General features: G+C 61.0%; 21 protein-coding genes. 3 read left to right on the top strand and 18 right to left on the bottom strand.

From position 1 onward, the window contains the following. Nucleotides 1–16: 16 nt before the first annotated feature. The 3 genes from ACLIKD_RS06435 to ACLIKD_RS06425 form a co-directional block, all read right to left on the bottom strand. Nucleotides 17–1114 carry an NADH:flavin oxidoreductase/NADH oxidase gene (locus ACLIKD_RS06435; RefSeq protein WP_428827638.1) on the bottom strand — a complete coding sequence of 366 codons (1098 nt, stop codon included), beginning with the start codon at nucleotides 1112–1114 and terminating at the stop codon, nucleotides 17–19. Between the two features lie 21 nt (nucleotides 1115–1135). Then, entirely contained in the window at nucleotides 1136–1408 is a 273-nt protein-coding gene (locus ACLIKD_RS06430) for a hypothetical protein (protein ID WP_428827637.1), read from the bottom strand. Nucleotides 1409–1512: 104 nt separating this feature from the next. Beyond that, nucleotides 1513–2430, bottom strand: a complete 918-nt coding sequence (locus tag ACLIKD_RS06425) for a LysR substrate-binding domain-containing protein (RefSeq protein ID WP_428827636.1) — start codon at nucleotides 2428–2430, stop codon at nucleotides 1513–1515. A 97-nt stretch (nucleotides 2431–2527) separates the two neighbouring features. Between ACLIKD_RS06425 and ACLIKD_RS06420 the strand changes: the two genes are divergently transcribed. From ACLIKD_RS06420 to ACLIKD_RS06410, 3 genes are all read left to right on the top strand, one after another. After that, nucleotides 2528–3121, top strand: a complete 594-nt coding sequence (locus ACLIKD_RS06420) for an O-methyltransferase (RefSeq protein ID WP_428827635.1) — start codon at nucleotides 2528–2530, stop codon at nucleotides 3119–3121. Nucleotides 3122–3319: 198 nt separating this feature from the next. Beyond that, the gene (locus ACLIKD_RS06415; RefSeq protein WP_428827634.1) at nucleotides 3320–3763 is read left to right on the top strand and encodes a hypothetical protein; all 444 of its coding nucleotides are present in this window, start codon (nucleotides 3320–3322) and stop codon (nucleotides 3761–3763) included. Between the two features lie 130 nt (nucleotides 3764–3893). Then, complete coding sequence (locus ACLIKD_RS06410) at nucleotides 3894–4463, top strand: lipocalin family protein (protein WP_428827633.1); 570 nt, start codon at nucleotides 3894–3896, stop codon at nucleotides 4461–4463. Nucleotides 4464–4546: 83 nt separating this feature from the next. Here the strand turns inward: ACLIKD_RS06410 and ACLIKD_RS06405 are convergent, their stop codons facing one another. From ACLIKD_RS06405 to ACLIKD_RS06335, 15 genes are all read right to left on the bottom strand, one after another. Then, nucleotides 4547–5101, bottom strand: coding sequence for a flavodoxin (locus ACLIKD_RS06405; protein ID WP_428827632.1), 555 nt, complete (start codon nucleotides 5099–5101; stop codon nucleotides 4547–4549). Nucleotides 5102–5233: 132 nt separating this feature from the next. Further along, nucleotides 5234–5725, bottom strand: coding sequence for an RNase H family protein (locus tag ACLIKD_RS06400; RefSeq protein ID WP_428827631.1), 492 nt, complete (start codon nucleotides 5723–5725; stop codon nucleotides 5234–5236). 62 nt (nucleotides 5726–5787) lie between these two features. Beyond that, the gene (locus ACLIKD_RS06395) at nucleotides 5788–6915 is read right to left on the bottom strand and encodes an HD domain-containing phosphohydrolase (RefSeq protein WP_428827630.1); all 1128 of its coding nucleotides are present in this window, start codon (nucleotides 6913–6915) and stop codon (nucleotides 5788–5790) included. Between the two features lie 67 nt (nucleotides 6916–6982). After that, complete coding sequence (locus ACLIKD_RS06390; protein ID WP_428827629.1) at nucleotides 6983–9760, bottom strand: response regulator; 2778 nt, start codon at nucleotides 9758–9760, stop codon at nucleotides 6983–6985. Between the two features lie 6 nt (nucleotides 9761–9766). Continuing rightward, nucleotides 9767–10639 carry a phosphate/phosphite/phosphonate ABC transporter substrate-binding protein gene (locus tag ACLIKD_RS06385; RefSeq protein WP_428827628.1) on the bottom strand — a complete coding sequence of 291 codons (873 nt, stop codon included), beginning with the start codon at nucleotides 10637–10639 and terminating at the stop codon, nucleotides 9767–9769. Between the two features lie 254 nt (nucleotides 10640–10893). Then, complete coding sequence (locus ACLIKD_RS06380; protein ID WP_428827627.1) at nucleotides 10894–12687, bottom strand: acyl-CoA dehydrogenase C-terminal domain-containing protein; 1794 nt, start codon at nucleotides 12685–12687, stop codon at nucleotides 10894–10896. 80 nt (nucleotides 12688–12767) lie between these two features. Beyond that, complete coding sequence (locus tag ACLIKD_RS06375) at nucleotides 12768–13715, bottom strand: NAD(P)H-dependent flavin oxidoreductase (protein WP_428827626.1); 948 nt, start codon at nucleotides 13713–13715, stop codon at nucleotides 12768–12770. Next, complete coding sequence (locus ACLIKD_RS06370; protein WP_428827625.1) at nucleotides 13715–15376, bottom strand: long-chain-fatty-acid--CoA ligase; 1662 nt, start codon at nucleotides 15374–15376, stop codon at nucleotides 13715–13717. The genes ACLIKD_RS06375 and ACLIKD_RS06370 overlap by 1 nt, the downstream gene beginning before the upstream one ends. Before the next feature lie 22 nt (nucleotides 15377–15398). After that, nucleotides 15399–15974: a chalcone isomerase family protein gene (locus ACLIKD_RS06365; RefSeq protein WP_226419464.1), complete on the bottom strand. Its 576-nt coding sequence runs from the start codon at nucleotides 15972–15974 to the stop codon at nucleotides 15399–15401. After that, on the bottom strand, nucleotides 15971–16480 hold the full coding sequence (locus ACLIKD_RS06360; protein ID WP_428827624.1) for a DUF4442 domain-containing protein: 510 nt from the start codon (nucleotides 16478–16480) through the stop codon (nucleotides 15971–15973). The genes ACLIKD_RS06365 and ACLIKD_RS06360 overlap by 4 nt, the downstream gene beginning before the upstream one ends. Nucleotides 16481–16529: 49 nt before the next feature. Next, nucleotides 16530–17726, bottom strand: coding sequence for an acetyl-CoA C-acyltransferase (locus ACLIKD_RS06355; RefSeq protein WP_428827623.1), 1197 nt, complete (start codon nucleotides 17724–17726; stop codon nucleotides 16530–16532). A gap of 81 nt (nucleotides 17727–17807) precedes the next feature. Then, nucleotides 17808–20159 (bottom strand): 3-hydroxyacyl-CoA dehydrogenase/enoyl-CoA hydratase family protein, encoded by a 2352-nt coding sequence (locus ACLIKD_RS06350; protein ID WP_428828383.1) that lies wholly within the window; start codon nucleotides 20157–20159, stop codon nucleotides 17808–17810. Between the two features lie 206 nt (nucleotides 20160–20365). After that, complete coding sequence (locus tag ACLIKD_RS06345; RefSeq protein ID WP_428827622.1) at nucleotides 20366–21670, bottom strand: OmpP1/FadL family transporter; 1305 nt, start codon at nucleotides 21668–21670, stop codon at nucleotides 20366–20368. Nucleotides 21671–21806: 136 nt separating this feature from the next. Further along, the gene (locus ACLIKD_RS06340) at nucleotides 21807–23717 is read right to left on the bottom strand and encodes a 3-hydroxyacyl-CoA dehydrogenase NAD-binding domain-containing protein (protein ID WP_428828382.1); all 1911 of its coding nucleotides are present in this window, start codon (nucleotides 23715–23717) and stop codon (nucleotides 21807–21809) included. Nucleotides 23718–23729: 12 nt separating this feature from the next. After that, the gene (locus ACLIKD_RS06335) at nucleotides 23730–24674 is read right to left on the bottom strand and encodes a DegV family protein (RefSeq protein WP_428827621.1); all 945 of its coding nucleotides are present in this window, start codon (nucleotides 24672–24674) and stop codon (nucleotides 23730–23732) included. Between the last annotated feature and the right edge of the window lie 2 nt (nucleotides 24675–24676).

Below are 24676 nucleotides of genomic sequence, written 5' to 3'. Positions count from 1 at the left end.
CGTCGAACACTCAAAATCAGCTCGGGCTATAACGCTCCAACCAGTGCGCATAAGGTGCCGGCAATACCCAGGAAGGTTTCTCTTCTTTGAGCGCCAGCGCCGCGTGATACGACCAGTGCGGATTTGCCAGGTGAGCGCGGCCGATCATGACCAAATCCATCTGCTTCTCGGCAACGACGCGGTCGGCGATGGCCGGCACGTCGATACACCAGGAGGAAGCAACCGGCAGCCCCGCTGCACTGCGCACTTTCTCGGCAATTGGCGCGAGGAAAGCTGGCTCCCAGGGCACCTTGGCTTTCAGCGTCGAGAAGCCGACGCTGACATTGAGCATGTCCAAGCCGGCGTTGCGGAACGCGATTGCCAGTTCAATCGACTCGGCCAGAGTTTCGTCATCCCGGCCGTCATATTCGATCACCCCAAAGCGGGCGGTCAGTGGCAAGTGCTCCGGCCACACCTCGCGAACCGCGGACAGGGTTTCGAGAAGGAAGCGGCTGCGCCCCGGGAAGTCGCCACCGTACTGGTCGGTGCGCTGATTGGCATGGACCGAGAAGAAGCTCTGCGCCAGATAGCCATGGGCGAAATGAAGCTCCAGCCACTCAAACCCGGCATCGCGGGCGCGGCATGCCGCCGCCACGAAATCACCACGAATTCGAGCGATGTCATCGAGCGTCATCGCCTTGGGGACTTTCGGCAGATTCGCCCCGAACGCGACGGCTGACGGTGAAAGCGTCGCCCAGGCACGCGGGTCGTCTTCGGCAATGTGGTCATCGCCTTCCCAAGGACGGTTGGCGCTGGCCTTGCGGCCGGCGTGACCGATTTGAATCCCCGGCACCGCACCACCGGCCTTGATTGATGCCGCTATTTTAGCGAGCCCGGCCGCCTGTTCGTCATTCCACAGACCCAGGCATGCCGGCGTAATACGACCTTCCGGGGCGACCCCGGTAGCCTCGACGATAACCAGGCCCGCGCCACCTCGGGCCAGACTGGCGTAATGGACTGCGTGCCAATCATTCGTCAGGCCATCTACGGCGCTGTACTGGCACATCGGCGGAATGGCGATGCGATTGCGCAGGGTAACGTCTTTGAGTTTGAAGCTGGAAAACAATGCAGACATGAAATTGACCTCTTGAAACGGTTAGGGCAGCTCAACGATGCAGAAGTAATCGGGTTCATCGAACAGCAGGCTCATGAACACTCGCCCGGGATTGCAGGCAAGGCATTCGCGGATGTCTTCGGCTTGGCCGGGCAGTTCATCGACGCCGAGTTCAAATACCCGGTTGCCTTCGCTGATGATGTCGTGGAGCAGATCTTCGGCGCTCGCGTAACCATCGGTATCGGTTTGAACTGTCCCGTAAGTGTATTTCTCGGGGCTGCCGTGACTAGGGACGAGGGAGGCGAGATAGAACATCGGGAAAAGCCTTGTAAGTTGAGCAGGAACTATAGCGCGTCTCTGTCTGACTTCGGCAACCGGCCGGCAACCGCTACGACGTAAGCGTCATGAAAGGCCCGCAGTCAGTGCTCAGCTGCCCAAGGCGGCAACGGGAGACTGCCGTCCGGCATCATGATGTCGGCAAACGCTTGGGCCAGCAAGGTCGGCTGGAGCGGAAGTAGCAAGGCGCAGGAGGACTTTGCATCTTCATCCTCTAGCGGTATGTAGGTGACTCCCTGGCCCCCGAGTGTCGTCATTCGTTCAGGAACAATGGCAATCCCCAGTTTGGCGGCGACGAGATTCAACATCGAAGTCTTCGGCGAGACTATCCGGGCCTTATTGGGAACAAACCCGCGTTTCAAGCAGAGGTCGGTTACCACCCGTGCCAAACCGCCCCGCTCATGGTAGACCGCCGACACGAACAACTCCTGCTGCAAGCTGGCGACGGTGGCGCTTTCCTGCTGCGCCAGCGGATGGTCCTCAGGCAGAGCCAACCACAAGCGCTCGGCCGGCAGTTCGATAAAACGGACCCGCGAATCCCGCCGCAACACGGGTAACCGGATAACGCCGACATCGGCGTAGCCATTGGCAACCAAAGAAACCTGCTGCTCGGAAGATGCCCGGTCCAGGTTGATTCGAGCCTTCGAGCAAACAGCCATGAAATGCTTCAACGCCGGCATCAGGCTAGCGGCTGGAATTGTGCTGGAGTGCAGCAATCTCAGCACACCGGCCTCCCCGCGGGCCAATTGCAGACCTTCCTCGGCGGCGGCTGCCAGCGTAATCGGGATGGAGCTAACCCGGTCCCGGTAGGCTGCGCCAGCGGGGGTCAGTCGCACGCCTCTCGGCTCCCGCTCAAACAGGATAAAGCCGAGTTCTTCCTCCAGTTGTGAAATCTGCCTGCTCAGCGCGGATTGAGCAATGAACAGCGTCGCAGCCGCTTGGGTGAAGCCACCGAAGTCGGCGACGGTCACGAAATACTGGATTTGCTTGAAGCTAGGCATGCCGATATGAGATGGATAGGTGGCTAAATTGGCATTTGTTTTATACCGCGCCGCTTAACAAAATGGAACCTCAACATTTTTTGCGGAGAAACCCGATATGACCGAAACGCTTGAAGCCTTGCTGCATGAATTGGAAGAATACGGCGCCAGCAACGATGCTGCCATTGCCGAGCGCCCTCGCCGGATGCTCAACATTACGCACGACACCGGAGAATTCCTTTCGGTCCTTGTCCGGGCAACCGATGCCCGGCGGGTGCTTGAAATCGGAACCTCCAACGGTTATTCCACCTTATGGCTTGCCGAGGCAGCGCTTGCGGTTGGCGGGAGCGTGACTACCGTCGAATTTTCAGATTTCAAACTGCAACTGGCCGCCAAGAGTTTTGAGCGCTCCGGCATCGCTCATGCCATCACCCAGATCCGTGGAGAGGCGGGGGAATTTCTGCGAACCGCATCCGAATCCAGCTTCGACATCGTATTTCTGGACTCGGAACGCGCCGAATATCCAGCATGGCTGGCCGACCTAAAGCGGATTCTGCGCGCAGGTGGTTTGCTTGTGGTCGATAACGCCATTTCTCATGCGACCGAAATGACATCTTTCATGGAACTGGTAAAAGACGACGCTGACTTCACCACCTGCACCGTGCCGGTTGGCAACGGTGAGTTTCTTGCAACTCTTCAACGGTACTCCTGATAAACCGAGCACCAGCGGATCGTCTGGCCCGCCGGCGGTATTTCGAATGTGCCGCATTGCTTGATGAAACTCATCCGATCAATCCTGGTCCGATCAGGATGAGTTTTTCTGCCGGGATCGCCGGCTCAGCGAGTACCGTATTCGAGCCATAGCTAACGCTAATGGATACATTGGTCACTGCCAAATATCGAGGCGCATATGAAATCCGTGCTTGCACTGCTAGTGGCAACATCGGCGCTTTCCGGATATCCACCGGCATACGCCGAAGACTTCACCGACACACGGCAGGTCGTGAATTTGTTGCCGGCCGAAAGGGTCTGGATGCTCGGTGAAATGCGCACCAACCTAAGTACAATTTCTGCCATTTTGACTGCCCTTTCAGGCGGCAACGCTGAACAAGCGCGAAATGCCGCCTTGGATCGAGGAACGGTTCGTTTAAACGACCCGGAAAGAAAGAAAATCAGCGAAAAGGCGCCCGATGGCTGGAAGCCGTTATCGAAAAACATCCACCAAGGCTTTGATTCGATAGCCAAAAGCATAGGCGCCGGCGCGCCTCAATCGCAGACACTGTCGCAACTGGGTAGCCTGATGCAGAATTGCGTGGCCTGCCATGCTGCTTACCGAGTTTCCGAGAACGACTAAGTGGCGGTTCGCAATCAACTCGACATCGCAAGGCTGTGACCTACAGACTGGGCAAGGAGCGTCAGCGAAGGAGTCTTGGATAGCTGTCGATTTTGCATTTGCGCCGAAGCCAATATTGAAAAGAACAATAATGAAAACGAATCTATTCGCCGTACTTTTCTGGCTGTGCCCCCTGACGGCGGTTGCCGGCGATGCCGCACCGGAAAACGACCGGCTACCAACCCATAGTGCCTTGAGCACGATTTCCGCACTTGATGTACCCCGCTACATGGGCACCTGGTTCGAAATTGCCAAATTTCCCAATTGGTTCCAGAAGAAATGTACAGGCGGCACAAAAGCGGAATACAGCCTCAAAAATGATGGCATGGTGCAAGTCATCAACCGTTGCCGGGCCGAAAACGGGGAGACAATTGAAGCAATTGGCGCGGCAAGACAGATCGGCTCTGCCACCTCACCGAAACTGGAAGTTCGCTTCGCACCTGAGTGGCTTTCGTTTCTGTCGTTCGTTTGGGGCGACTACTGGGTAATCGATCTTGATGAGCGTTACCAGTTGGTTGCGGTGAGCGAACCGAAAAAAGAATATCTGTGGATTCTTGCCAGAACACCGAATATCGACCCGAACGACTACAAAAACCTGCTGGCCAGACTACGGCAAAAGGGATTCGACCTACGCAAGCTCGAGGTTACCAAGCAGGATTGATCGCTGTCCCTATGGCCCGTTCTCGGTCAGCCAAAGGTACTCAAGCAATTACCCTTGGGTAACCTGGCGAGCACGCTTTCGCACTACTCGACCGCAGCGATCTTCTCCAGCAGCAACGGCTTGATTTGTTCCAGCCAGGTCGTGAGGCGCTCGTCGGTATGCATGCCTTGCGTCCGCTGGTCGATCACCAGTCCTACGAAGCGGCCGTCGACCACGGCCGCCGAGTGCTGGAAGGTATAACCGTCGGCGCTCCAGTCACCGACGATCTCCGCGCCGAAATCCGTGAAGACCTGGTGCAGCGCGCGTAGCGAGCTGGCAAAGCGGTCGGCGTAACGTTCCTGCGCGCCGAGACCGAAGAAGGCGATGCGTTTGCCGGAAAAATCCGGGTTTTGCATCTTGACCAGAAACTCTTCCCAGTTGGGTTCGAGGCAGCCGGCGCTAAGCCCGGGAATCTCGCCCTCGCCATAGCTCGGCGTGCCGAGTATCAGGGCGTCGTACTGCAGCATGTCTTCCGGGGTGATGCGATTGACGTTGAGCGGTTTGCTGGCAATTTCGTCGCCAAGCATCTTCTGCAGCTTCTTGGCAATCAGCCGGGTCGTCCCGGTTTCGGTTCCGAAGAATATTCCGATTTTTTTCATGGCGGATGGCGGTCATGGTTTGAATGAAACCGATGTCACGCAATTGATATGCCACGGTCAGGCGCGGGGTTTTCCGGCCGTTTGCCCGACTGGCCGGCGATCAATGTCGGCTTTCCGACACGCCACCGGCCGCTATGCTGCAGCCCGCGCCGCATGCAGGTCAGCCAGGATATTGCCGCGACAGGTGCCATGGCCGGGCACCCAGCGGAACGAGGCGGCGGCCAGCGTGGCGGCGATGCCCAAGCCGGTGCACAGCGCGGCCAGCGGCGGGTCCTGGGCCAGGCCGAGGGTGGCGGCGCGAGCGAGCCGGGTCGCCGCGTCCTGATTGTCGGAGAACAGGCTCAACGGCCGGCCGGGGAAGCGACTGCCGGCTTCGCAGAGGGCGAACAGGGCCGCCTGCAATTCCAGCTCGTTGCTGCCGGTCAGCGGCACCGTCCGGGTACTGATCAGCGGTTCGCCATCGTGATCGTCGAAGATCACCGCCGCCAGCCCACCGTGCCGCTTCTGGCTGGCATCGCTGAAAACCAGCAGGCGCCCGACGAATTGCCCGGCGAGCCGCCAAGGCAAGGGGCCGACCGATGGGTGAATGATCCGGACGATCTTCTTTTTTCTTCTTTTTGGCATGGTGATTCCACGGCTCGGCGGCATGGCGCCATGAACAGTCAGTACCCGGCCGGCGAAAAACCTTAAAAAGGCCCGGCGGGGTCGGTATCCAGATAGCTCAGTGCGATATTTTCAAACTGATCGGCAACGCGCAGAAAGGCATCGACCATATCCGGATCGAACTGCTTTCCCCGCTCCTCGGCAATGATGCCGACGACCTGCGGATGAGGGAAAGCCGGCTTGTACACCCGCCGCGAAATCAGCGCATCATAAACATCGGCGATGGCCATCAGTCGTGCCGACAGCGGGATCGCTGTGCCTTGCAGGCCTTGCGGATAACCCGTGCCGTCCCAACGCTCGTGGTGACTGTAGGCGATTTCCTCGGCGTAGTGCAGATAGGAGCGGTAATCGGCAGCCATCCCGCCAATCGCGCGCGCGACGGCATCCCGGCCATAGGCGCAGTGGTGTTGCATGATGGCCCGCTCGTCGGCATCCAGCGGGCCCGGCTTGAGCAGAATGGCGTCTGGAATCGCCACCTTGCCGACATCGTGCAGGGCCGCCGACTTGACGATCATGGCAATGTTTTCTTCATCAAGCAGCGGCGCAAAAGCCGGCTGGGTACGCAGGTCTTCCGCCAGCAGCCTGACATAAGCCTGGGTACGGAAAATATGGTTGCCCGTCTCGTTGTCACGCACATCGGCCAGCGAACACAGCGCCGTAATGATGGCATCTTGAGCGCTGATCAACTGCTCGCCCCGGTGCACCACCTCGCGCGTCCGCTCCGCCACCAGTTGTTCCAGCTCGTCATTGCGTCGCGACAACTGTTTGCTGGCGTCGGCCAGGGCCAGGTGATTGCGTACCCGGGCCAGCACGACCGGCAAGGAAAAGGGTTTATGAATAAAATCTTCCGCCCCCAGCGAAAGGCCAAAGGCCTCGTCGGTGTCGCTCTCCAGACTGGAAAGGAATAGAACGGGAACATCCCGGGTCCGCTCGTTGGCCTTGAGCTGGCGACACACCTCGAAGCCATCGACCAGCGGCATGACCACGTCGGTCAGAACCAGGTCGACCGCTCCGCCCTGGTGGACATAGTCGAGTAAGCCTTTGCCATCGGCGAAGGCATGGACCTCAAAGCGCTCTTCGAGCATTTCTTCGAGCACCAGCAAAATACTGGGTTGATCATCGGCGATCAGGATATGACGCTTGTAGGGCATTAATTGGTTTCGGCTGAGCGGGACTCACTGGCCTCCAGTATAGACCGCCCTGTCGGCGGCTTAAGGCTTACCGAGCGACATCCGCTCCTGGCATGACCGTGGTCTCGCCAGGCACGGCCTGCCGTTCGCCAAGGTAGGCGGTAATTTCGCCAGACAGATGATCGAGTGCATCAGCCAGCGCCCGACTCTGCGGGATTGCCTCGGGAATGCCTTCGCGGGCTGCCAACTCGGTAGCCCGCGCCTGGGCGAACAAACCATCGGCCATGATGCTTCCGGCCATGCCCTTCAGGGCATGAGCCAGGGTGACCAGCCGGGGAAAGTCGCCGGCCTCGGCAGTTTGCCGAAGGCTGGCGGCATCGCTCGACAGCTGCTGGAGAACGACACCGAGCAGTTTCTGGATGAAGGCTGGCTTGCTCTTGTAGCGCAACTCGAGTTTGCTGAAATCGAGCAACCCGACCGAAGCATCGGGCATTGGCTCGACGGTCACGGCGCCCGCCCCCTCCTTCACCGTTCCGGGCAACGGCAGCCAGGTCGAGAGGATCTTGTAGAGCTGCTCGGGATCCACCGGTTTCGGCACATGCCCGTTCATGCCTGCGGCCAGACAGCTTTCGCGATCTTCGGCAAAGGCATTGGCGGTCATCGCCAGGATCGGCAGAAGACGCCCCGACGGCAGCCGGCGGATGCGCCGGGTGGCTTCCAGTCCATCCATCACCGGCATCTGCACGTCCATCAGGATCAGGTCATAGTGCTCGCCCTCCGCCATCCGCTCCACGGCAATCGCCCCGTTGCCCGCGACATCGACGGTCAGTCCGACATCCTCGAGAAGATCCCGGCCAACCTGCTGATTCACCAGGTTGTCTTCGACCAGCAAAATGCGGGCACCGGACTTTTCCGGATCAAACGTGCTCAACCGGGCTTCGTCCGGCACCTCGGACGCCGGACCGGACAGCGCACGGGCCAGGGTTTCCATCAGATTGGCACGCAGAACGGGCTTACTCAACACCCCGTCAAAACGCGCCGAGGACGCCGTATAGGGCGGCAAATCCGCGCCATAGGCCGTCACCAGCATGATCTGTGGCGGTGACTTGAGTGGCAGTTGCCGAATGCGCACGGCTGTTTCGTTGCCATCCATGTCGGGCATCCGCCAGTCGAGCAGAATCACCGGATAGGGTTCGTCGGCCGCATCGGCGCTGGCAATCAATGCCAGGGCATCTCGTCCTGACGCTGCGGTATCGGCCTGCAGCCCCATCGATTCCAGCATGACCTGCAGCATTTCCCTGGCATCCGGCAGATCATCGACAACCAGCATCCGCTGCCCGGAAAACCGCACCGGGTGGATGACGGTATCGCTCTTGCCCGGCCGCAGATGGATCAGCGACCAGAAGGTACTGCCTTGTCCAACAATGCTGTCGACACCGACCTCTCCACCCATCAGCGCGGACAGCCGCTTGACGATGGCCAGTCCGAGACCGCTCCCCCCGTAGCGCCGGGTGGTTCCACCGCTGGCCTGCTCAAAAGCCTCGAACAAGCGGGGCCGCAATTCCTGCGGCACGCCAATGCCGGTATCCTGCACTTCTAGACGCAGCGTCAGCTCGTCCTGCCCGATGCTCTCGGCTTTGGCACGCAGGGTAATGCTGCCCCGGTCGGTGAACTTCACAGCATTGCTGGCAAAATTAAGCAGAATCTGGGCTACGCGTAGCCCATCGCCGCGCAACACGGACGGAATCCGCGGGTCTATCTGGATTATCACCTCCACGCCTTTTTCTGCCGCCCGGCTGCCGATCAGGGCTGCCGTGTTTTCCAGGAGCGGTTCGAGATTGAAGTCGGCGGATTCCAGCTCGATCTTTCCCGCCTCGATTTTGGAAAAATCGAGGATGTCATTGAGGATGCCGAGCAGGGATTGCGCCGATTCGGCGATCGTCGAAAGTTGCTGTAACTGCCGGGGGTTGCTCAGGTGACGCCGCAGCAAATGGGTCAGCCCGACAATGGCATTCATCGGCGTCCGGATTTCGTGGCTCATCGTCGCCAGAAAAACGCTCTTTGCCCGACTGGCTTGCTCGGCTGCTTCCTTGGCCGCAAACAATTCAGCCGTCCGTTCGGCAACCTGATCTTCCAGATGCTGGCGATGTTCGAGCAAGGCCTGCTCGATCTGTTCGCGCTCGGTGATTTCATCCAGGAGTTCCGAATGATAGGCCTGCAGATCCTGGCGCATGGACGCAAAACTTTCGACCAGCCCCCCGACCTCGTCCCGCCCGGCCGGTGGCAGGGGCACGTCGAAACGGCGCTGGGCCAGCGCCTTGGCTACTTTCGACAAGCGACGGATGGGCCCGAGCACAACCGCCTCGACCATCATGCCCCAGATCAAGCCAAGCAGCACAACGATCCCCATCAACATGAACGTCAGCTCTTGGTGCTGGGTCTGGCGTTTTTTCAACCACCCGGTCAAATCGAGCTGGACCGTCAAATGCCCCAGCGGCATATCCAGATAGCCGATGTCCTTGTCCAGCGTTTGCAGCGCGGCACCATTCCTGCTGGCCGGGGTTGCGCCCAGCATCGGCGGATAGATTTGCTGGCCGCGCGCATTGGTCAACCGGACTTCATGCCAGTCGCGATTTTTCTTTTTCAGCTCGCCAAGATTTTCGCTGATGATGTCCAGTTGGCTTGACAGCATCAGCGGAATCAATCCCTCGATGACGCTGTCCAGATGATGATTTACATCTTCCAGATACTCGATTTTCTGAGCTTCGAGATAGCGCGGCCCCCAGACGAAGTTGAGAATCGCCAGGATCAACAAGCTCCCGAGCAGCAGCGGGAGCAACAACTTCCAACGCAGTGAAATGGACACGGTTACCTAATTTCGTTCGTTAACCCAGTATTTTTCGAGCCCCCACTGGCGCATCGGCAGGTAATCCTCAAGCGAAGTAGCCACCGGCACCGGCATCGGGATTTCGTCGAGCAGCGCTTTGCCGGCCGTCGTCGCGGCCATGTCCAGCAGGGCCTGTTTGAGTTGCCCGCGAATCGCAGGCGGAATGCGGGGATGGACGGCAACCGGATGCGAAGGCATATCGCGGGTGGTGTACAACACCCTGAGTTGCGCCTGGATATCCGGAGCTTGCTCGGCCAGGGTTTTTTGCACTCCGCCCCCCGCTTCGGTCAAACCGTTCAGCACGTGCAGATAGACCGAGCTATGATTTTTTGCATTCAACAGCGAGAGCCGGACGCCATGCACTCGCTCCAGCTCGGCCCGCAACAGCAGGCTTGCCCCGAGCGCATTGGGCGAAGGTACGGCCAGGGTTTTGCCCTGGAGATCCTTGATGTTTTTGAAGGGACTATCCTGGCGGACCACCAGGATGCCACGCAGCGGTGCCGTGTCCCGGATCAATGGAATATAGCCCTGAGAATCGCTGACGCGCAGGATGTGGTAGGGATTGGCATAGACAAAGTCGAAAGTCCCGTTCTCCAGCGCCCCCTCGAACTCCGGAACGGACAGCGTGACCATCAACTTGATATCCACCCCGGTGCGTCGCCGGAGTTCCTCGACAATCGGTTTCCAGATGGCAAACAATTTGCGCTGCTCGAACTGCGGCACCACGCCCATGGTGTAGGTTGCCCCAGCCGTGGCACTGCCCGACAGCATAAAGAGTGCGAGGGCGGCGAGACTGAGCGCCCCCCCTTTCCGGCAAAACCGGGTAGCGCGAAAAATCCAGTCAGAAAGCATGTTCATGTCGAAGCCCCCCTCGAAACACCACGACGCCGCCCCGTTTTGCCGGGAGCAAACAAGCAACGCACAAGAATGGCGCTCTGCAACGCCAGACTAGAGTATAGCGATCAGGAAAGGGAATCGTATTCCCGGCATTCCCGACCGAGAGACCAGCGGCGGCTAAGCCCGGACGAAAAAAAGGGCCCGAAGGCCCTGTGAATTAGAGAAGCAACCGGCAAATAGCCGGCCGCCACCCTGCAGAGAAGATTTTGGCCAGCCTAGAACACCTCGTCACCAATAGCGGCCAGCGCGGCGTTGCCGGCCTTGACGGTTTCGCCGTAAGAAGCGGCCTGCGGCAGCAACTGGTCGGCGTAGAAGCGGGCGGTGGCGATCTTGGCGCGGTAGAAAGCCTGGTCGCCAGACCCGGTGTCGAGATAACCGGCCGCCGCCAAGGCTGCCTTGCCCATGAACCAACCGCCACAGACGGTGATCGCGAGATGCAGGTAAGGCACCGCCGCGGTCAGGACGCCGGACAGGTCGGTTTTAACATTGCCGGCCAGCCATTCGGTGGCCTCCGTCCAGGCTTTCAGGGCAGTGCCGAGGCGTTGGCCGATGGCCTGCAATTCCGGCTTGCCGGAGGCGCCGAGGGCCTTGGCGGTGGCATAGACTTCACCGAAAACGAGCTTGGCCGTGGCGCCCTGGTCACGCATCAGCTTGCGGAACAGCAGGTCGTTGGCCTGGATGCCGGTCGTCCCTTCGTAGATGGTGGTGATGCGCGAATCGCGCCAGTGCTGGGCGGCGCCGGTTTCCTCGATGAAGCCCATGCCGCCGTGGATCTGGATGCCGAGCGAGGTGACTTCGATACCCATTTCGGTACCGCCGCCCTTGACGATGGGGATCATGAATTCGGCCAGCCAGAGCTGGCGCTTCTTCTCCTCGGCATCGCTTGCCGCGTGGGCGCGGTCGAGCAAGCCCGAGGTGTAATAGGTCATGGCGCGATTGGCTTCGACACGGCTCTTCATCAACATCAGCATGCGGCGGATGTCGGGGTGCTTGTCGAGGGTGACCAGCGCTTCGCCGGTCAGCGCATCGCGGCCCTGCTTGCGTTCGCGGGCAAAGTCGAGAGCCTGCTGGTAGGCGCGCTCACCGAGCGCGATGCCTTGCAGGCCGACGCCGAGGCGGGCTTCGTTCATCATGATGAACATGTATTCAAGGCCACGATTGGCTTCGCCGAGCAGGTAGCCGACCGCCCCGCCATTGTCGCCGTAGGCCATGACGCAGGTCGGGCTGGCGTGGATGCCGAGCTTGTGTTCAATCGAGACGCAATGCGCGTCGTTGCGCGCGCCAAGCGAGCCGTCGGCATTGACCAGGAATTTCGGCACCAGGAACATCGAGATGCCCTTCACGCCGGCCGGCGCATCCGGCAGACGGGCCAGCACGAGATGGACGATGTTGTCCGTCATGTCGTGGTCGCCGTAGGTGATGAAAATCTTTTGCCCGAAAACGCGATAGCTGCCGTCGGCCTGCGGCTCGGCGCGCGAACGGATCAGCGCCAGATCGGAGCCGGCCTGCGGTTCGGTCAGGTTCATCGTGCCGGTCCACTCGCCGGTCACCATCTTTTTCAGGTAGATCGCCTTCAGTTCATCGCTGGCACAGGTCAGCAGCGCTTCGACGGCGCCGGTGGTGAGCAAGGGGCCGAGCGAAAAGGAGAGATTGGCCGAGCAGACCATTTCCTTGACCGCGATACCCAGCGTATCGGGCAGGCCCTGGCCGCCGAAATCGGCCGGCGAGGTGATGCCGTTCCAGCCGGCTTCGCGGAAGGCCTTGTAGGCCGCCTTCCAGCCGGTCGGCGTGGTGACGCCGGTGGCGGTCAGTTGGCAGCCTTCCTGGTCGCCGACACGGTTGAGCGGGGCCAGCACTTCGCCGGCAAACTTGGCGGCTTCGTCGAGCACGGCATCGGCCAGATCCGGCGTCGCTTCCTCGAAACCGGCGATCTGGCTCAGCTCCTTGAAGCCGGCCAGTTCGTCCATCACGAAGCGCATGTCTTTTACGGGGGCGCGGTAATCACTCATTTGTCTATCTCCTTGTTAGTCGCTAGTCGGTAGTCATTAGTCGCTAGCGGTTGGATTTTGGGTTTTGGGGTTGCCAGCAACTAATAACCAGCAACTAACAACTGCTCTCTAGCGGCGCGATACTCTTCATGCAGGCGGGCAACCAACTCGGCAGTCGGCATCACCTCGCCTATCGTGCCGACGCCCTGCCCGGCGCCCCAGATATCCTTCCAGGCCTTGGCGTCGCCGGCACTGCCGAAGCTCATCGCGGTCTTGTCCTTGACCGGCAGGTTGGCCGGGTCGAGGCCGGCGGCGAGGATGCTCTTGCTCAGGTAATTGCCATGCACGCCGGTGAAATACGGGGTGTAGACCACATCCTTGGCCGCCGAATCGACGATGGCCTGCTTGTAGGCTTCGACGGCGTTGGCTTCCCGGGTGGCGATGAAGCGCGTGCCGATGTAGGCAAAATCAGCTCCCAGCGCCTGCGCCGAGAGAATGGCACGACCGTTGGTGATGGCGCCGGACAGGGCAATCGGGCCGTCATAGAACTTGCGGATCTCGCCAACCAGCGCAAACGGGCTGAGCGTGCCGGCATGGCCGCCGGCCCCGGCGCAGACCAGGATCAGACCATCGACACCGGCTTCCAGCGCCTTTTCGGCGTGACGGACGCTGATCACGTCATGGAAGACCTTGCCGCCATAACGATGGACATGCGGCACGATGGCGGTCGGGGCTGACAGGCTGGTGATGATCAGCGGCACCTCGTGCTTCACGCACAAGGCCATGTCGTGCTCCAGCCGCTCGTTGGAAGGATGGATGATCTGATTGACGGCGAACGGCGCGGCGTTCGGGTCGGCCGCCAGTTCGGCCTTGATGCGGATCAGCCAGTCGTCGAGCAAGTCCTTCGGCCGGGCGTTGAGCGCCGGAAAGGAGCCGATGACGCCGCTCTTGCACTGGGCAATGACCAGATCGGGGTTGGAGACGATGAACATCGGCGCGCAGATCACCGGCAGCCGGAGGTTCTTGTTCAATGATGCGGGAATCGGCATTACGCCCCCTCTTTCAGTGCGCGACGCAGGATCTTGCCGACGTTGGTACGCGGCAGGTCGTCACGGAATTCAATATGACGTGGAATCTTGTAGCCGGTCAGGACGCCCCGGCAATGCTCGATCAACATGTGTTCGGTCAGCGCCGGGTCCTTGCGCACGACGAAGATCTTGACCGCCTCGCCGGAATGCTCGTCGGGCACGCCGATGGCGGCGACATCACGCACCCCGGGGTGCATGGCGACCGCTTCCTCGACCTCGTTCGGATAGACATTGAAGCCGGAGACCAGAATCATGTCTTTCTTGCGATCGACCAGGAAGACGAAACCGTTCGGATCGACATAGCCCATGTCGCCGGTACGCAAAAAACCATCCGGGAAGAAGGCCAGCTCGGTTTCTTCCTTGCGCTGCCAGTAGCCCTTCATCACCTGCGGTCCGCGAATGCCGATTTCGCCGACCTGGGTCAGCGGCACCTCGTTACCGTAATCGTCGCGGATCGATATTTCGGTCGAGGAAATCGGCAGGCCGATCGAACCGTTGAAGTTCTGCATGTCGAGCGGATTGATCGTCGCCGCCGGCGAGGTTTCGGTCAGGCCATAGGCTTGCAGCAGCGGATTGCCGGTGACCTTCAGCCAGTGTTCGGCAACCGGCACCTGGACCGCCATGCCGCCGCCGAGCGTGACGTTCATCGTCGAGAAATCGAGCTTGGCGAAATCCGGATTGTGGAGCAGCGCATTGAACAGGGTATTGACCCCGGTCACCACCGTCACCGGATACTTGCTCCACTCCTTGATGAAGCCGGGAATGTCGCGCGGATTGGCGATCAGCAGATTGCGCGCGCCGATCATCAGGAAAGTCAGGCAGTTCGCCGTCAGCGCGAAGATGTGATAGAGCGGCAAGGCGGTGATGATGAATTCCTGCCCCTCCCTGACCACCGGCTTGATCCAGGCATGCGCCTGCATTACGTTGGCGGCAATGTTGCCATGGCTGAGCATGGCCCCCTTGGAAATGCCGGTCGTCCCGCCGGTATATTGCAGGAAGGCGACATCGTCATGGTTGAGCGCCACCGGCTGCCAGCCCTGCCGCCGGCCAGCCGCCAGCGCCGTCTTGAAACCAATGGTCTTCGGCAGTTTCCAGGCCGGCACCAGTTTCTTGACATGGCGGACGACGAAATTGACCAGCGCCCCTTTCACCGCTCCGAGCATTTCGCCCATCGGCGTCACGATGATATGTTTGATCGCCGTATGGGCGACGATCTGCTCCAGCGTATGGGCGAAGTTCTCGACGATGACGATGGTCGTCGCCCCGCAATCCTTCAACTGATGCTCCAGTTCGCGCGGCGTGTACAGCGGGTTGCAGTTCACCACGATGCAGCCGGCACGCAAGGTGCCAAACAGCGCCACCGGATATTGCAGCAGGTTGGGCATCATCAGCGCGACGCGGTCGCCCTTCTTCAAGCCCAGCGACTGCAGCCAGCCGGCGAAAGCCTTCGACTGCTCGTCGAGCTCGCCGTAGGTCATTTCGTGGTCCATGCTGATGTAGGCCACCTTGTCGGCGTAGGTCGCGCAGGCTTTCTCGAACAACGCGACCAGCGATGGCACGTGGGCAATGCTGATTTCAGCCGGCACGCCCTGGGGATAGCTTTTTAGCCAGATTTTTTCCATGTTTGTCTCCTCCTTGAGTGCCTTAAATTCCGAGCAGCGCCTTCTTCAGCGAGGCGTCCACCGGCTTGTCGCCGAGCCAGACCTTGAGCAGTGCCCGGGCAATGGCTGGACCGGCCACCTTGCCGCGTCCTTCGCCGTTCAGGCTGACGCTGATGCCATCGGCGGAAAAGTCGATGGCAACGGTATCACCTTCCCGGACTTTGCCTATCCCTTTCATGATTGCCGCCAACTGCTCGGATTGCGGCTTGATCGCGGCCAGTTCGGCCGGGCTGTGATTATTGGCCAGCCCCTCCTCCAGCGCCTCGTGCAGCGCATCGCCCCCCAGATCGCGGAGCAGGCGGAGAACCATCCGGCGCGGCGCCGTACTGTCGAGCACGCCAGCCGGGACCGACGACTTCTCGTTCACGTAGAGCGCCCCGACATAAACCTTGATGAACAGCTTGCTGCGCAAGCCGGCACCGTTGAGCAGCAAGTCGCTGTTGCCGACACGCAGCTTGTCTTCCAGCCGGATGCCAGCCACCTCGGCCGCCTGCAGCCCCGGTACGGCGAGCAAGGCGGCAATCAGGGCCGCCCGGCGCACGCTTGTCGATGTAATCATTTGTCTCCACCCGATTTTTGTTGGTAGTGCTTCTTTTCTGCAATATAAACCGTGCGTTCGACCACGGCATGAACCACGCCATGGCTGTCTTTCAGCTCGACCAGATAGGTCCGCTCCAGTTCGGGCCGCTCGCGCAAGGCGGCATGGATGCTGGCGATCTCGTCGGCGCTCAGGATGAAATCAGCATACAGCGTCGAGTAGCCCGGCTTGCGATAACGGATGCTCGCCGCCTTGTCCCAGACGATGTAACCGTCGCCGAGCGCCGCCATCAGCATCATTGGATGCGCCCCATCGGTGATCGCGAACAGCGAGCCGCCGTACAGCGAGCCGACGATGTTTTTCGTCTTCCAGTTAAGCGCCAGGCGAATGCGGATGTGCCGCAAATCCTTGGCGACATGCACCACCCGGCCACCGGTGCCGCGAAAGGCGGGATGGAAGTTGAATCCCATCCGCACCATGCGCGCCCGCCAGGTTGGCGACAGTCTGGCCAGCCAGGCGGGTTTCATCGGCGCTTGCTGCCCCGCAAGGGGACTTCCTGCTGGGCGCGGTTGACGATCACAGGCGCTCGATGATGCCGGCGGCGCCCATGCCGGTGCCGATGCACATTGTCACCATGCCGTAACGGCCGCCGGTGCGCTGCAGGCCATGGACGACGGTGGCGATCCGGATGGCGCCGGTAGCGCCGAGCGGATGGCCAAGCGCAATGGCGCCGCCGAGCGGATTGACCTTGGCCGGGTTGATGCCCAGTTCCTGCATCACCGCCAGCGACTGCGCCGCGAAGGCTTCGTTGAGTTCGATCCAGTCGAGGTCGTCCTGCTGGATGCCAACCTGGGCCAGCACCTTGGGAATCGCCGCAACCGGGCCGATGCCCATGATTTCCGGCGCCACACCGCCAACCGCGTAACCGGCAAAGCGGGCCAGCGGCGTCAGGTTGTGTTCCTTCAAGACCTTCTCGGAAACCAGCATCACCGCCCCCGCGCCATCCGACATCTGCGAGGAATTGCCGGCGGTAACCGAACCGCGCGCATGGAACACCGGCTTGAGCTTGGCCAGCTTGTCGAGCGCGGAATCCGGCCGCGGCCCTTCATCGGTGTCGGCCAGCCGCTCGCGGATGCGGATCTCGCCGCTCTTCAGGTCGGGCAGGCTTTCGCGAATGGCATAGGGGGAAATCTCGGCCTTGAAGTGGCCGGCGGCAATCGCCGCGCAAGCCCGGCGGTGCGACTCGACGGCGAAGGCGTCCTGCGCTTCGCGGCTGACCTTCCACTGGTTGGCCACTTTCTCGGCGGTCAAACCCATGCCGTAGGCGATGCCGAGGTTTTCCTCCTTGGCGAAGATGGCTGGGTTCATCGACATCTTGTTGCCCATGATCTGCGGCATGATGCTCATCGACTCGGTACCAGCGGCGATCATCACGTCGGCCAGGCCGAGGCGGATCTGGTTGGCGGCATCGGCCACCGCCTGTACCCCGGAGGAGCAGAAGCGGTTGATCGTGAGACCCGGCACGGTGATCGGCAAGCCGGCCAGCAGCAGGCCGATGCGGGCGACGTTCATGCCCTGCTCGGCTTCCGGCATGGCGCAACCGACGATGACATCGCCGATACGCGCCGGATCGACACCCGGCACCTGGGCGATCACCGCCTTGATGACGTGGGCCAGCATGTCGTCCGGGCGGACGTTCTTGAACATGCCGTTCTTCTTCGCCACCGGCAGACGCGTGGCGGCGACGATGTAGGCGTCTTGAATCTGTCTCATATTTAGTCCTTAGCTATTAGCTGTTAGGGGCTTGAGCTGTTAGCAACCCCACTAGGCAACTCGATCCTCAATCCTAGGCAACTAGTTCCTCAACGGCTTGCCGGTTTCCAGCATGTGCTTGATCCGGGCCTGGGTTTCGGGGGTTTTCAGCAGCTCGACGAACAAGCGGCGCTCGACGGTGATCAGCCATTCCTCATCGACCAGGCTACCGGTCTCGACCTCGCCGCCGCACAGGGCGACCGCGGCCGAACGGGCCACCTTGTAGTCATGAGCGGAGATCATGCCGCCCTCCTTCATGTTGACCAACATCATCTCGAAGGTCGCGATACCGTTCTTGCCGGCCACCGGAATGGCGCGCGGCATCGGCGGCGGCGCATAGCCGGCATCGGCCATGGCGCGGGCTTCCTTGATGGCGACGAAGAGCAGTTCGTTGGCGTTGAACAGGATGGTGTCGGATGGTTTGGCGAAGCCGAAATCGACCGCCTCGACCGCACTCTTCGCCACCTTGGCCATGGCAATGGTCTGGAATACCGGCTGCAGAAAGTTGAATACCTCGCCCGGCGTCGCCGACTGGGCCGCCCACTCGGCTGCCCGCACGGCGAATTCCTTGCAGCCGCCGCCGGCCGGAATCAGGCCGACCCCGGCCTCGACCAGGCCGATATAACTTTCCAGCGCCATGACGCGCTTGCCGGCATGCATCACGAACTCGCAACCGCCGCCCAGAGCCATGCCCTGCACCGCAGCCACCGTCGGCACTTGCGCATACTTCAGGATCTGCGAGGCGCGCTGGAATTTTTCGACGGTCTCCTCCAGCCGGTCGAACAGTCCGGCCGCACAGGCTTCGCCGACCTGCTGCAGATTGGCCCCGACAGCGAACGGCGCTTCGTGCCAGACAACCACGCCATCCAGCGTCTGTTCGGCCTGGCGCACGGCGGTGATCAGGCCGTCCAGCACCTCGTCGCCGATGCTGTGCATCTTCGACTTGAAGGAAACGATGCCAATCTTGTTATCGACCGCCGGCAGGGTCCACAACCGCACGCCGTCGTTCTGATAGAGCGTTTCGCCGGTTTTTTCCGGGGTGGCGGCAGCTTCGCCGAGCACGCGTTCCGGGAACAGCTGACGCTGATAGACCGGCAGTGCGGAACGCGCCGCATAGGCGTTGTCGCGGGCAGAGTAGGAACCGCTCGGCGTATGCACCCCGGTGCGCCCGGCTTCCAGCGCCCAAGCCGGCAGCGGCGTGGCACTCATGCTCTTGCCGGCGGCGATATCGGCTGCGACGGCTTGGGCAATCTCGGACCAGCCAGCCGCCTGCCAGGTTTCGAACGGGCCTTGCGCCCAGCCGAAGCCCCAGCGCATAGCAAAGTCGAGGTCGCGGGCATTGTCGGCAACGTGTTCCAGCTGGACGGCGGCGTAATGGAAGATGTCGCGGAAGATGGCCCACAGGAACTGGGCTTGCGGGTGACCGGAGGCGCGCAGCGCGGCGAACTTCTCGGCCGGATTCTTGAGTTTGAGAATGGCGGCGACGTCGTCGGCGAGCTCGCCAGCCGACTTGCGGTAGTCCTGAGCCGCCAGATCGAGCACCTGGATTTCCTTGCCCTGCTTGCGGAAGATGCCGCAGCGGGTCTTCTGGCCGAGCGCCCCCTTGGCGATCAAGGCCTGCAGCCAGGCCGGATTGGTGAAGTATTGATGCCACGGATCGTTGGGCAGCGTGTCCTGCATCGTCTTGACGACGTGGGCCAGCGTATCGAGGCCGACCACGTCGGCGGTGCGATAGGTGGCGCTCTTCGGGCGGCCGATCTTCGGCCCGGTCAGCGCATCGACTTCATCGAAGCCAAGGCCGAAGGCAGCGGTATGGTGCATCACCGCAAGAATGGAAAAGACGCCGATGCGGTTGGCAACGAAATTCGGGGTGTCGAGGGCGCGGATCACGCCTTTGCCGAGGCGCGAAGTCAGCCAGGTTTCCAGCGCATCGAGCGTGTTCGGATCGGTGCTTGCGGTGCCGATGATTTCAACCAAATGCATGTAGCGCGGCGGATTGAAGAAATGGATGCCGCAGAAACGCGGCCGCACCGCTTCGGGCAAGCCCTCGGCCAGCGCATTCATCGACAGGCCGGAGGTATTGGAAGCGACCACCGTGTTGGCGCCCAGATGCGGGGCGATCTTGGCATAGAGATCGTTCTTCCAGTCCATGCGTTCGGCAATCGCTTCGATCACCAGATCGCACTCGGCGAGCAGCGGCAAGTGTTCGTCGTAATTGGCGGCGTCGATGAACTGCAGCTTGGCCTTGTTGGCCAGCGGTGCCGGATCCAGCTTCTTCAGGCCATCGAGGGCCTTGCGGACGACGCCATTCTTGTCTCCCTCCTTGGCAGGAAGGTCAAACAGCACGACCGGCACGTTGGCATTGGCGAGGTGCGCAGCAATCTGCGCCCCCATCACGCCCGCGCCGAGGACGGCGGCTTTCTTCACGATCAGCTTGTTCAAGCGGTTCTCCTTTGGTCTCTTTTTAGACTTCGTTCAGAAATAAAACGAACGTTTGAATTATAGATAGCAGATACCTGCGGTCAACTATTTTTTGCGGCAAATTTCAAAAAAAATCCCCGGACTGGCCGGGGAATAAATGACGCAAGAAATAGTTTGAATCAGAAAGCCAGCGAAACCTGTCCGCCAAGAATCCACGCGCTGTCCTCATAGTTGCCGGTAACCCGGCCGCGATTGGTCAGCGGGCTGGTCGCCCCCGTGGTGATCTGGTTGTTGTCGATCTTGGCATCCTTGACATAGAGATAAGCGCCGCCCAGATCAAAGGTCATCGAGTTGCTGGCTTTCCACTGCGCGCCGAGAGAGAACCAGGTGCGGTTGTTGTCGGGCAGAGAAACCAGGCGGGTAGACGGGCCTTTGACCGGACTCTGGTCATATGCGACACCGGCCCGCAGCATGAAGTCGTTGTTCAGCTTGTAATTGGCACCGACCGCGACCCGCCAGGTATCCCGAAAATCGCTGTCCAGAACCTGAGCGGTGGTTCCCGCTGCGGCAGCACCATTCTGGGTCGCCGAGGCCCGGATGATGTCGATCTTGGGAATGGAGCTCCAGCCGGTCCAGGACACATCCCCCAACAGCTCAAGACGGTCCGACACGGCGTGGGTCAGACTGAGAATGAAGGTATCCGGCAGCGTGATATCAGCCTTGGCATCCGCACTATAGGTACGAAGCGGGCCACTGATGTCGATCTTGCCAGTCGTTTCGTATTTGATTTTGGAACGGTAGGAGACACCGACTTTGGTGCTCGGCGCAACCTTGAAAAGGGCACCGATATTCCAGCCCCACGAATCGTCCTCAAGGGTCAACTTGAGCGGCGAAGTCGTGCCGCCGGCTGCCCCGACAACTGAAACCAGCCGACGATAATCGGCCTCGATACGCTGCCAGTTCAAACCGCCACCGATCGAAACCACATCATTGACGCGATAGGCAATGGATGGATTGATATTGATCGTCTTGACATCAAAGTGTGTCGACTGGGCCGCACCGATCCACTGGTCATCGTATTTCGTCCGCAAACCAAACGGAGCGCCCACCCCAAGGCCGACGAAAAGATCCTTGGTGACACCCCAGGACAGGAAACCATTTGGCACGTAGCCAATGCCACCCCCATCGCGACCGTTACCGGTATTGGCCAGACTGCCAACGCTCGACCCTTCGTTGGTGAAGTCAAAGCTGGTCTTGATTGCCGTCAGGCCGCCAGAAACCTCGATCTGCTTGAGCTGCGTCATACCGGCCGGGTTGTAGAAAATGGTACTGGCATTGTCTGCCACTGCCGCAGAACCGGCATATGAATTACCCAGGCCGCTCGCATTCTGTTCGAGCAACTGGAAGCCCGAAGCCGTGGCACCGCCGGAAAATGCGACGGCAACAAGCACCGGAATAAGGCGCGGGGTGATGACTTTATGCATGTGGTTTGTCTCCATTTATATATGTTTTGGGAATTATTCCCGTTACTGCTGCTGCGATTAAATCTCAAACGTGCGTTTGAAACTCTGTTTTATCGAACAAACAATCAAACGTATGTTGGGTAAACACAACAAATTTTTAAATCGATTTACTATAGTTCAATGGACCGCCGGTAAACGGCGCAAAACCGGTTCCAAAAATCACGCCAGCATCGGCCAGTTCGGCATCGCCAACGACACCGTCGGCCACCAAGCGCCGGGTACGCTCGATCAGCGGCGAAACCAGGCGCTCGGCCAATCCGGCCGGCACACTGCCCGGCTGGCCCTTGACCGCCTTGCCGGCATTCCAGACATAGAAGCCACTACCGGTTTTCTTGCCCAACTGCTTTGCCTCGACCCGCTGCATCAGGCAGCGCGGTGCCTGGACGCCACCGGCCAGTTGTTGCCCGGCAGCCAGCGCAATATCCAGCCCAACCGTATCGACCAGTTCGATCGGCCCCATCGGCATGCCGAAGGCAAGCATCGCGGCATCGATGGTTTCCGGCGCGATGCCCTCATCCACCGCCTGCATCGCTTCCAGCATGTAAGGGGCCAGCACGGCATTGACCAGAAAGCCCGGCGTGCTGCGGACCGGCAAGGGCAGCTTGTCGATCTGCCGGACGAAGGCGCAGGCAGCCTGCACCGCGGCCGGGTCGGCTCCGTCGGCCTGCACAACTTCGACCAGCGGCATCATCGCCACCGGGTTGAAGAAGTGGATGCCGACCAGGCGCTCTGGTTGCTGCAGCACCGTCCGCAAGTCTTCCAGCTTCAGGCTCGAAGTATTGGTGGCGAGCACCGCGCCCAGCTTCAGCCGCGGCTCCAGCGCCTTGAACAGCGCATGCTTGGCCTCGAGATTCTCGAAAATCGCCTCGATCACCACATCGGCATGGGCGACACCATCGCCGTTGACGTCGGGGATCAGCCGGTCGAAGGCGGCCCGTGCCTTGAGCGGGTCGCGCAGGCGGCGCGTGAATAGCTTGTTGGCCCGCTGCAAGGCCGGCCCCATGCGTTCCAGGCTCTGATCCTGCAGCGTTACGGTCATGCCGCGCAGGGCGCACCAGGCAGCAATGTCACCGCCCATGACTCCGGCTCCGATGACATGGACCCGCCCGGCCTTGAAGGGAGATTCCTTGCCAAAAGCTTTCAGCCTTTCCTGCAGGAAGAACACCCGGACCAGATTGCGTGCCGTCGGCGAACTGATGATGCGGTCGATGATGGCCGGCGCGGCCAGCGCATTGCCATTGTGTTTCTGCCAGATCTCGATGATCGCGTAAGGCGCCGGGTAATGTTCCGGCCGTGCCTTCTTCGCCACCTGCTTGCGGGCACCGCTGGCGACGATGGCCTTGAGCGGCCCGTTGAGCAGGCGCTGCAGCGTCGGCAGTGGGCGCCGGGGCTGGCCGGAAAGCAGCAGTTGCCGCGCCGCCGGCTCCATAACCCGGGGCGGCACGCATTCATCGGCCAGGCCCATGCGCTTGGCTCGTTTGGCGTCGATGCTCTTGCCGGTCAGCATCATGTCGAGCGCAGCGGCCGGACCAACCCGTTGCGGCAGGCGCAGCATGCCGCCCCAGCCCGGGAAGATGCCGAGCATGACTTCCGGCAGGCCCATTTTGGTCGCTGGTTCGTCAACCGCCAGCAGGTAGCGGCAGGCCAGCGCCAGTTCGAGGCCGCCGCCCAGGCAATGGCCGCGGATGATGGCCAATGTCGGGTAGTCGACCGCAGCCAGACGGTTGAACAGCTGCCAGCCCCGCTCGACCAGCGCCCGGCCTTTTTCCGGCGTATCGAGTTGGGTGAATTCCTCGATGTCGGCCCCGGCGATGAAGCCGGCCGCCTTACCGGAGCGGAAGATCAACCCTTTCGGCGGCTGCCTGTCGAAACCATCGAGGATCTGGGCCAGTTCCGCCATCACGGCAACCGACAGCGAATTGGCCGACTCGCCGGCCTTGTCCAGGGTGGCGGTGGCGACACCTTCGGCATCGCGCTCGACCCGCCAGTGTTGAAGATTGAGATTCATCATGTGCTTTCTTTAATGCGGACGATGGCCAGTTGCAGCGAAGGCCAGCGACAGGGCGCCCGGCCCGACGTTGACCGCGGCCGTCTTGCTCATCGGAGAAACGAGAATTTGGACGCCCTGCTCCGCCGCGGCCCGGGTCAGCCGGGCATAACCGGGCAGATTGGCCACCAAGCCGGGCGCCCCGCCGTAGCTGATGCAGATATGCGGCGCATCGAGTCCATCATGGATGCGCTTGACCGCCTTGTTGAACAGTTGCTCGACGCCGGCTTCGAAGCCGCGCACCTTGTCGACCGTGGTCGTCTGGTCGCAATGACAATGCAGGATCGGCTTGACATCCAGCCACGAACCGAGCGTGTAGGAACCCCAGCTGAGGCTGGTATCGCCTTTCTTGGAGGCTCGCTTGTAGATGTGAAACAGATCGGCCGGCACCAGGTAGGTGTGGGTCTGATCGATCAGATGGCGCAAGCGGGCGCCGATCTCGCTCGGCGAACCGCCGGCCCGGATCAGGCGCACGGCTTCCGCCACCGGTACGGCCTGGCCGGTAAACAGGTTGCGCGTCGACAGCACGGCCAGCCCGAAACGCTCCGGCACGCCGGCAGCGCGGCGAATGGCCTTGTACTGGGTGAGAATGGCGCGCGACGCCTGCATCGCATGATTGAAAATCGGGCTGCGCGTACTGGTGATGGTCAGACAGAAGACATAGTCGAAATCGAGGACCAACCGTTCGAGGAAAAGCTGTTCGATCTGCTGCACCGAATACGGAATCGATTCGGCGAAATCCTCGCCTTTCCGGTCCAGATGGCGGGCGTAGAAGGCCTGGGTTTCCTCGGGGTCACGCCGATCCTCGATCAGCAGGTCGCCGATGCGCAGCGTGATCGGCATGACCAGAACGCCGTTGGCGGCGAGAAAATCCCTCGGCAAATCGCAAGCCGAATCAACCACAATACCGATCCGCATGC

Origin of the sequence: Azonexus sp. IMCC34842 (genome assembly GCF_050368855.1) — a bacterium.
Lineage (GTDB): Bacteria > Pseudomonadota > Gammaproteobacteria > Burkholderiales > Rhodocyclaceae > Azonexus > Azonexus denitrificans_A.
Note: the sequence above shows the minus strand (reverse complement) of the source record. Positions and strands in the feature narration are given on the sequence as shown.

Coding starts and splice junctions, on each gene's coding strand:
- ACLIKD_RS06435 (WP_428827638.1), bottom strand. CDS start 1,114: ATGTCTGCATTGTTTTCCAGCTTCAAACTCAAAGACGTTACCCTGCGC.
- ACLIKD_RS06430 (WP_428827637.1), bottom strand. CDS start 1,408: ATGTTCTATCTCGCCTCCCTCGTCCCTAGTCACGGCAGCCCCGAGAAA.
- ACLIKD_RS06425 (WP_428827636.1), bottom strand. CDS start 2,430: ATGCCTAGCTTCAAGCAAATCCAGTATTTCGTGACCGTCGCCGACTTC.
- ACLIKD_RS06420 (WP_428827635.1), top strand. CDS start 2,528: ATGACCGAAACGCTTGAAGCCTTGCTGCATGAATTGGAAGAATACGGC.
- ACLIKD_RS06415 (WP_428827634.1), top strand. CDS start 3,320: ATGAAATCCGTGCTTGCACTGCTAGTGGCAACATCGGCGCTTTCCGGA.
- ACLIKD_RS06410 (WP_428827633.1), top strand. CDS start 3,894: ATGAAAACGAATCTATTCGCCGTACTTTTCTGGCTGTGCCCCCTGACG.
- ACLIKD_RS06405 (WP_428827632.1), bottom strand. CDS start 5,101: ATGAAAAAAATCGGAATATTCTTCGGAACCGAAACCGGGACGACCCGG.
- ACLIKD_RS06400 (WP_428827631.1), bottom strand. CDS start 5,725: ATGCCAAAAAGAAGAAAAAAGAAGATCGTCCGGATCATTCACCCATCG.
- ACLIKD_RS06395 (WP_428827630.1), bottom strand. CDS start 6,915: ATGCCCTACAAGCGTCATATCCTGATCGCCGATGATCAACCCAGTATT.
- ACLIKD_RS06385 (WP_428827628.1), bottom strand. CDS start 10,639: ATGAACATGCTTTCTGACTGGATTTTTCGCGCTACCCGGTTTTGCCGG.
- ACLIKD_RS06380 (WP_428827627.1), bottom strand. CDS start 12,687: ATGAGTGATTACCGCGCCCCCGTAAAAGACATGCGCTTCGTGATGGAC.
- ACLIKD_RS06375 (WP_428827626.1), bottom strand. CDS start 13,715: ATGCCGATTCCCGCATCATTGAACAAGAACCTCCGGCTGCCGGTGATC.
- ACLIKD_RS06370 (WP_428827625.1), bottom strand. CDS start 15,376: ATGGAAAAAATCTGGCTAAAAAGCTATCCCCAGGGCGTGCCGGCTGAA.
- ACLIKD_RS06365 (WP_226419464.1), bottom strand. CDS start 15,974: ATGATTACATCGACAAGCGTGCGCCGGGCGGCCCTGATTGCCGCCTTG.
- ACLIKD_RS06360 (WP_428827624.1), bottom strand. CDS start 16,480: ATGAAACCCGCCTGGCTGGCCAGACTGTCGCCAACCTGGCGGGCGCGC.
- ACLIKD_RS06355 (WP_428827623.1), bottom strand. CDS start 17,726: ATGAGACAGATTCAAGACGCCTACATCGTCGCCGCCACGCGTCTGCCG.
- ACLIKD_RS06350 (WP_428828383.1), bottom strand. CDS start 20,159: ATGGGGGCGCAGATTGCTGCGCACCTCGCCAATGCCAACGTGCCGGTC.
- ACLIKD_RS06345 (WP_428827622.1), bottom strand. CDS start 21,670: ATGCATAAAGTCATCACCCCGCGCCTTATTCCGGTGCTTGTTGCCGTC.
- ACLIKD_RS06340 (WP_428828382.1), bottom strand. CDS start 23,717: ATGAATCTCAATCTTCAACACTGGCGGGTCGAGCGCGATGCCGAAGGT.
- ACLIKD_RS06335 (WP_428827621.1), bottom strand. CDS start 24,674: ATGCGGATCGGTATTGTGGTTGATTCGGCTTGCGATTTGCCGAGGGAT.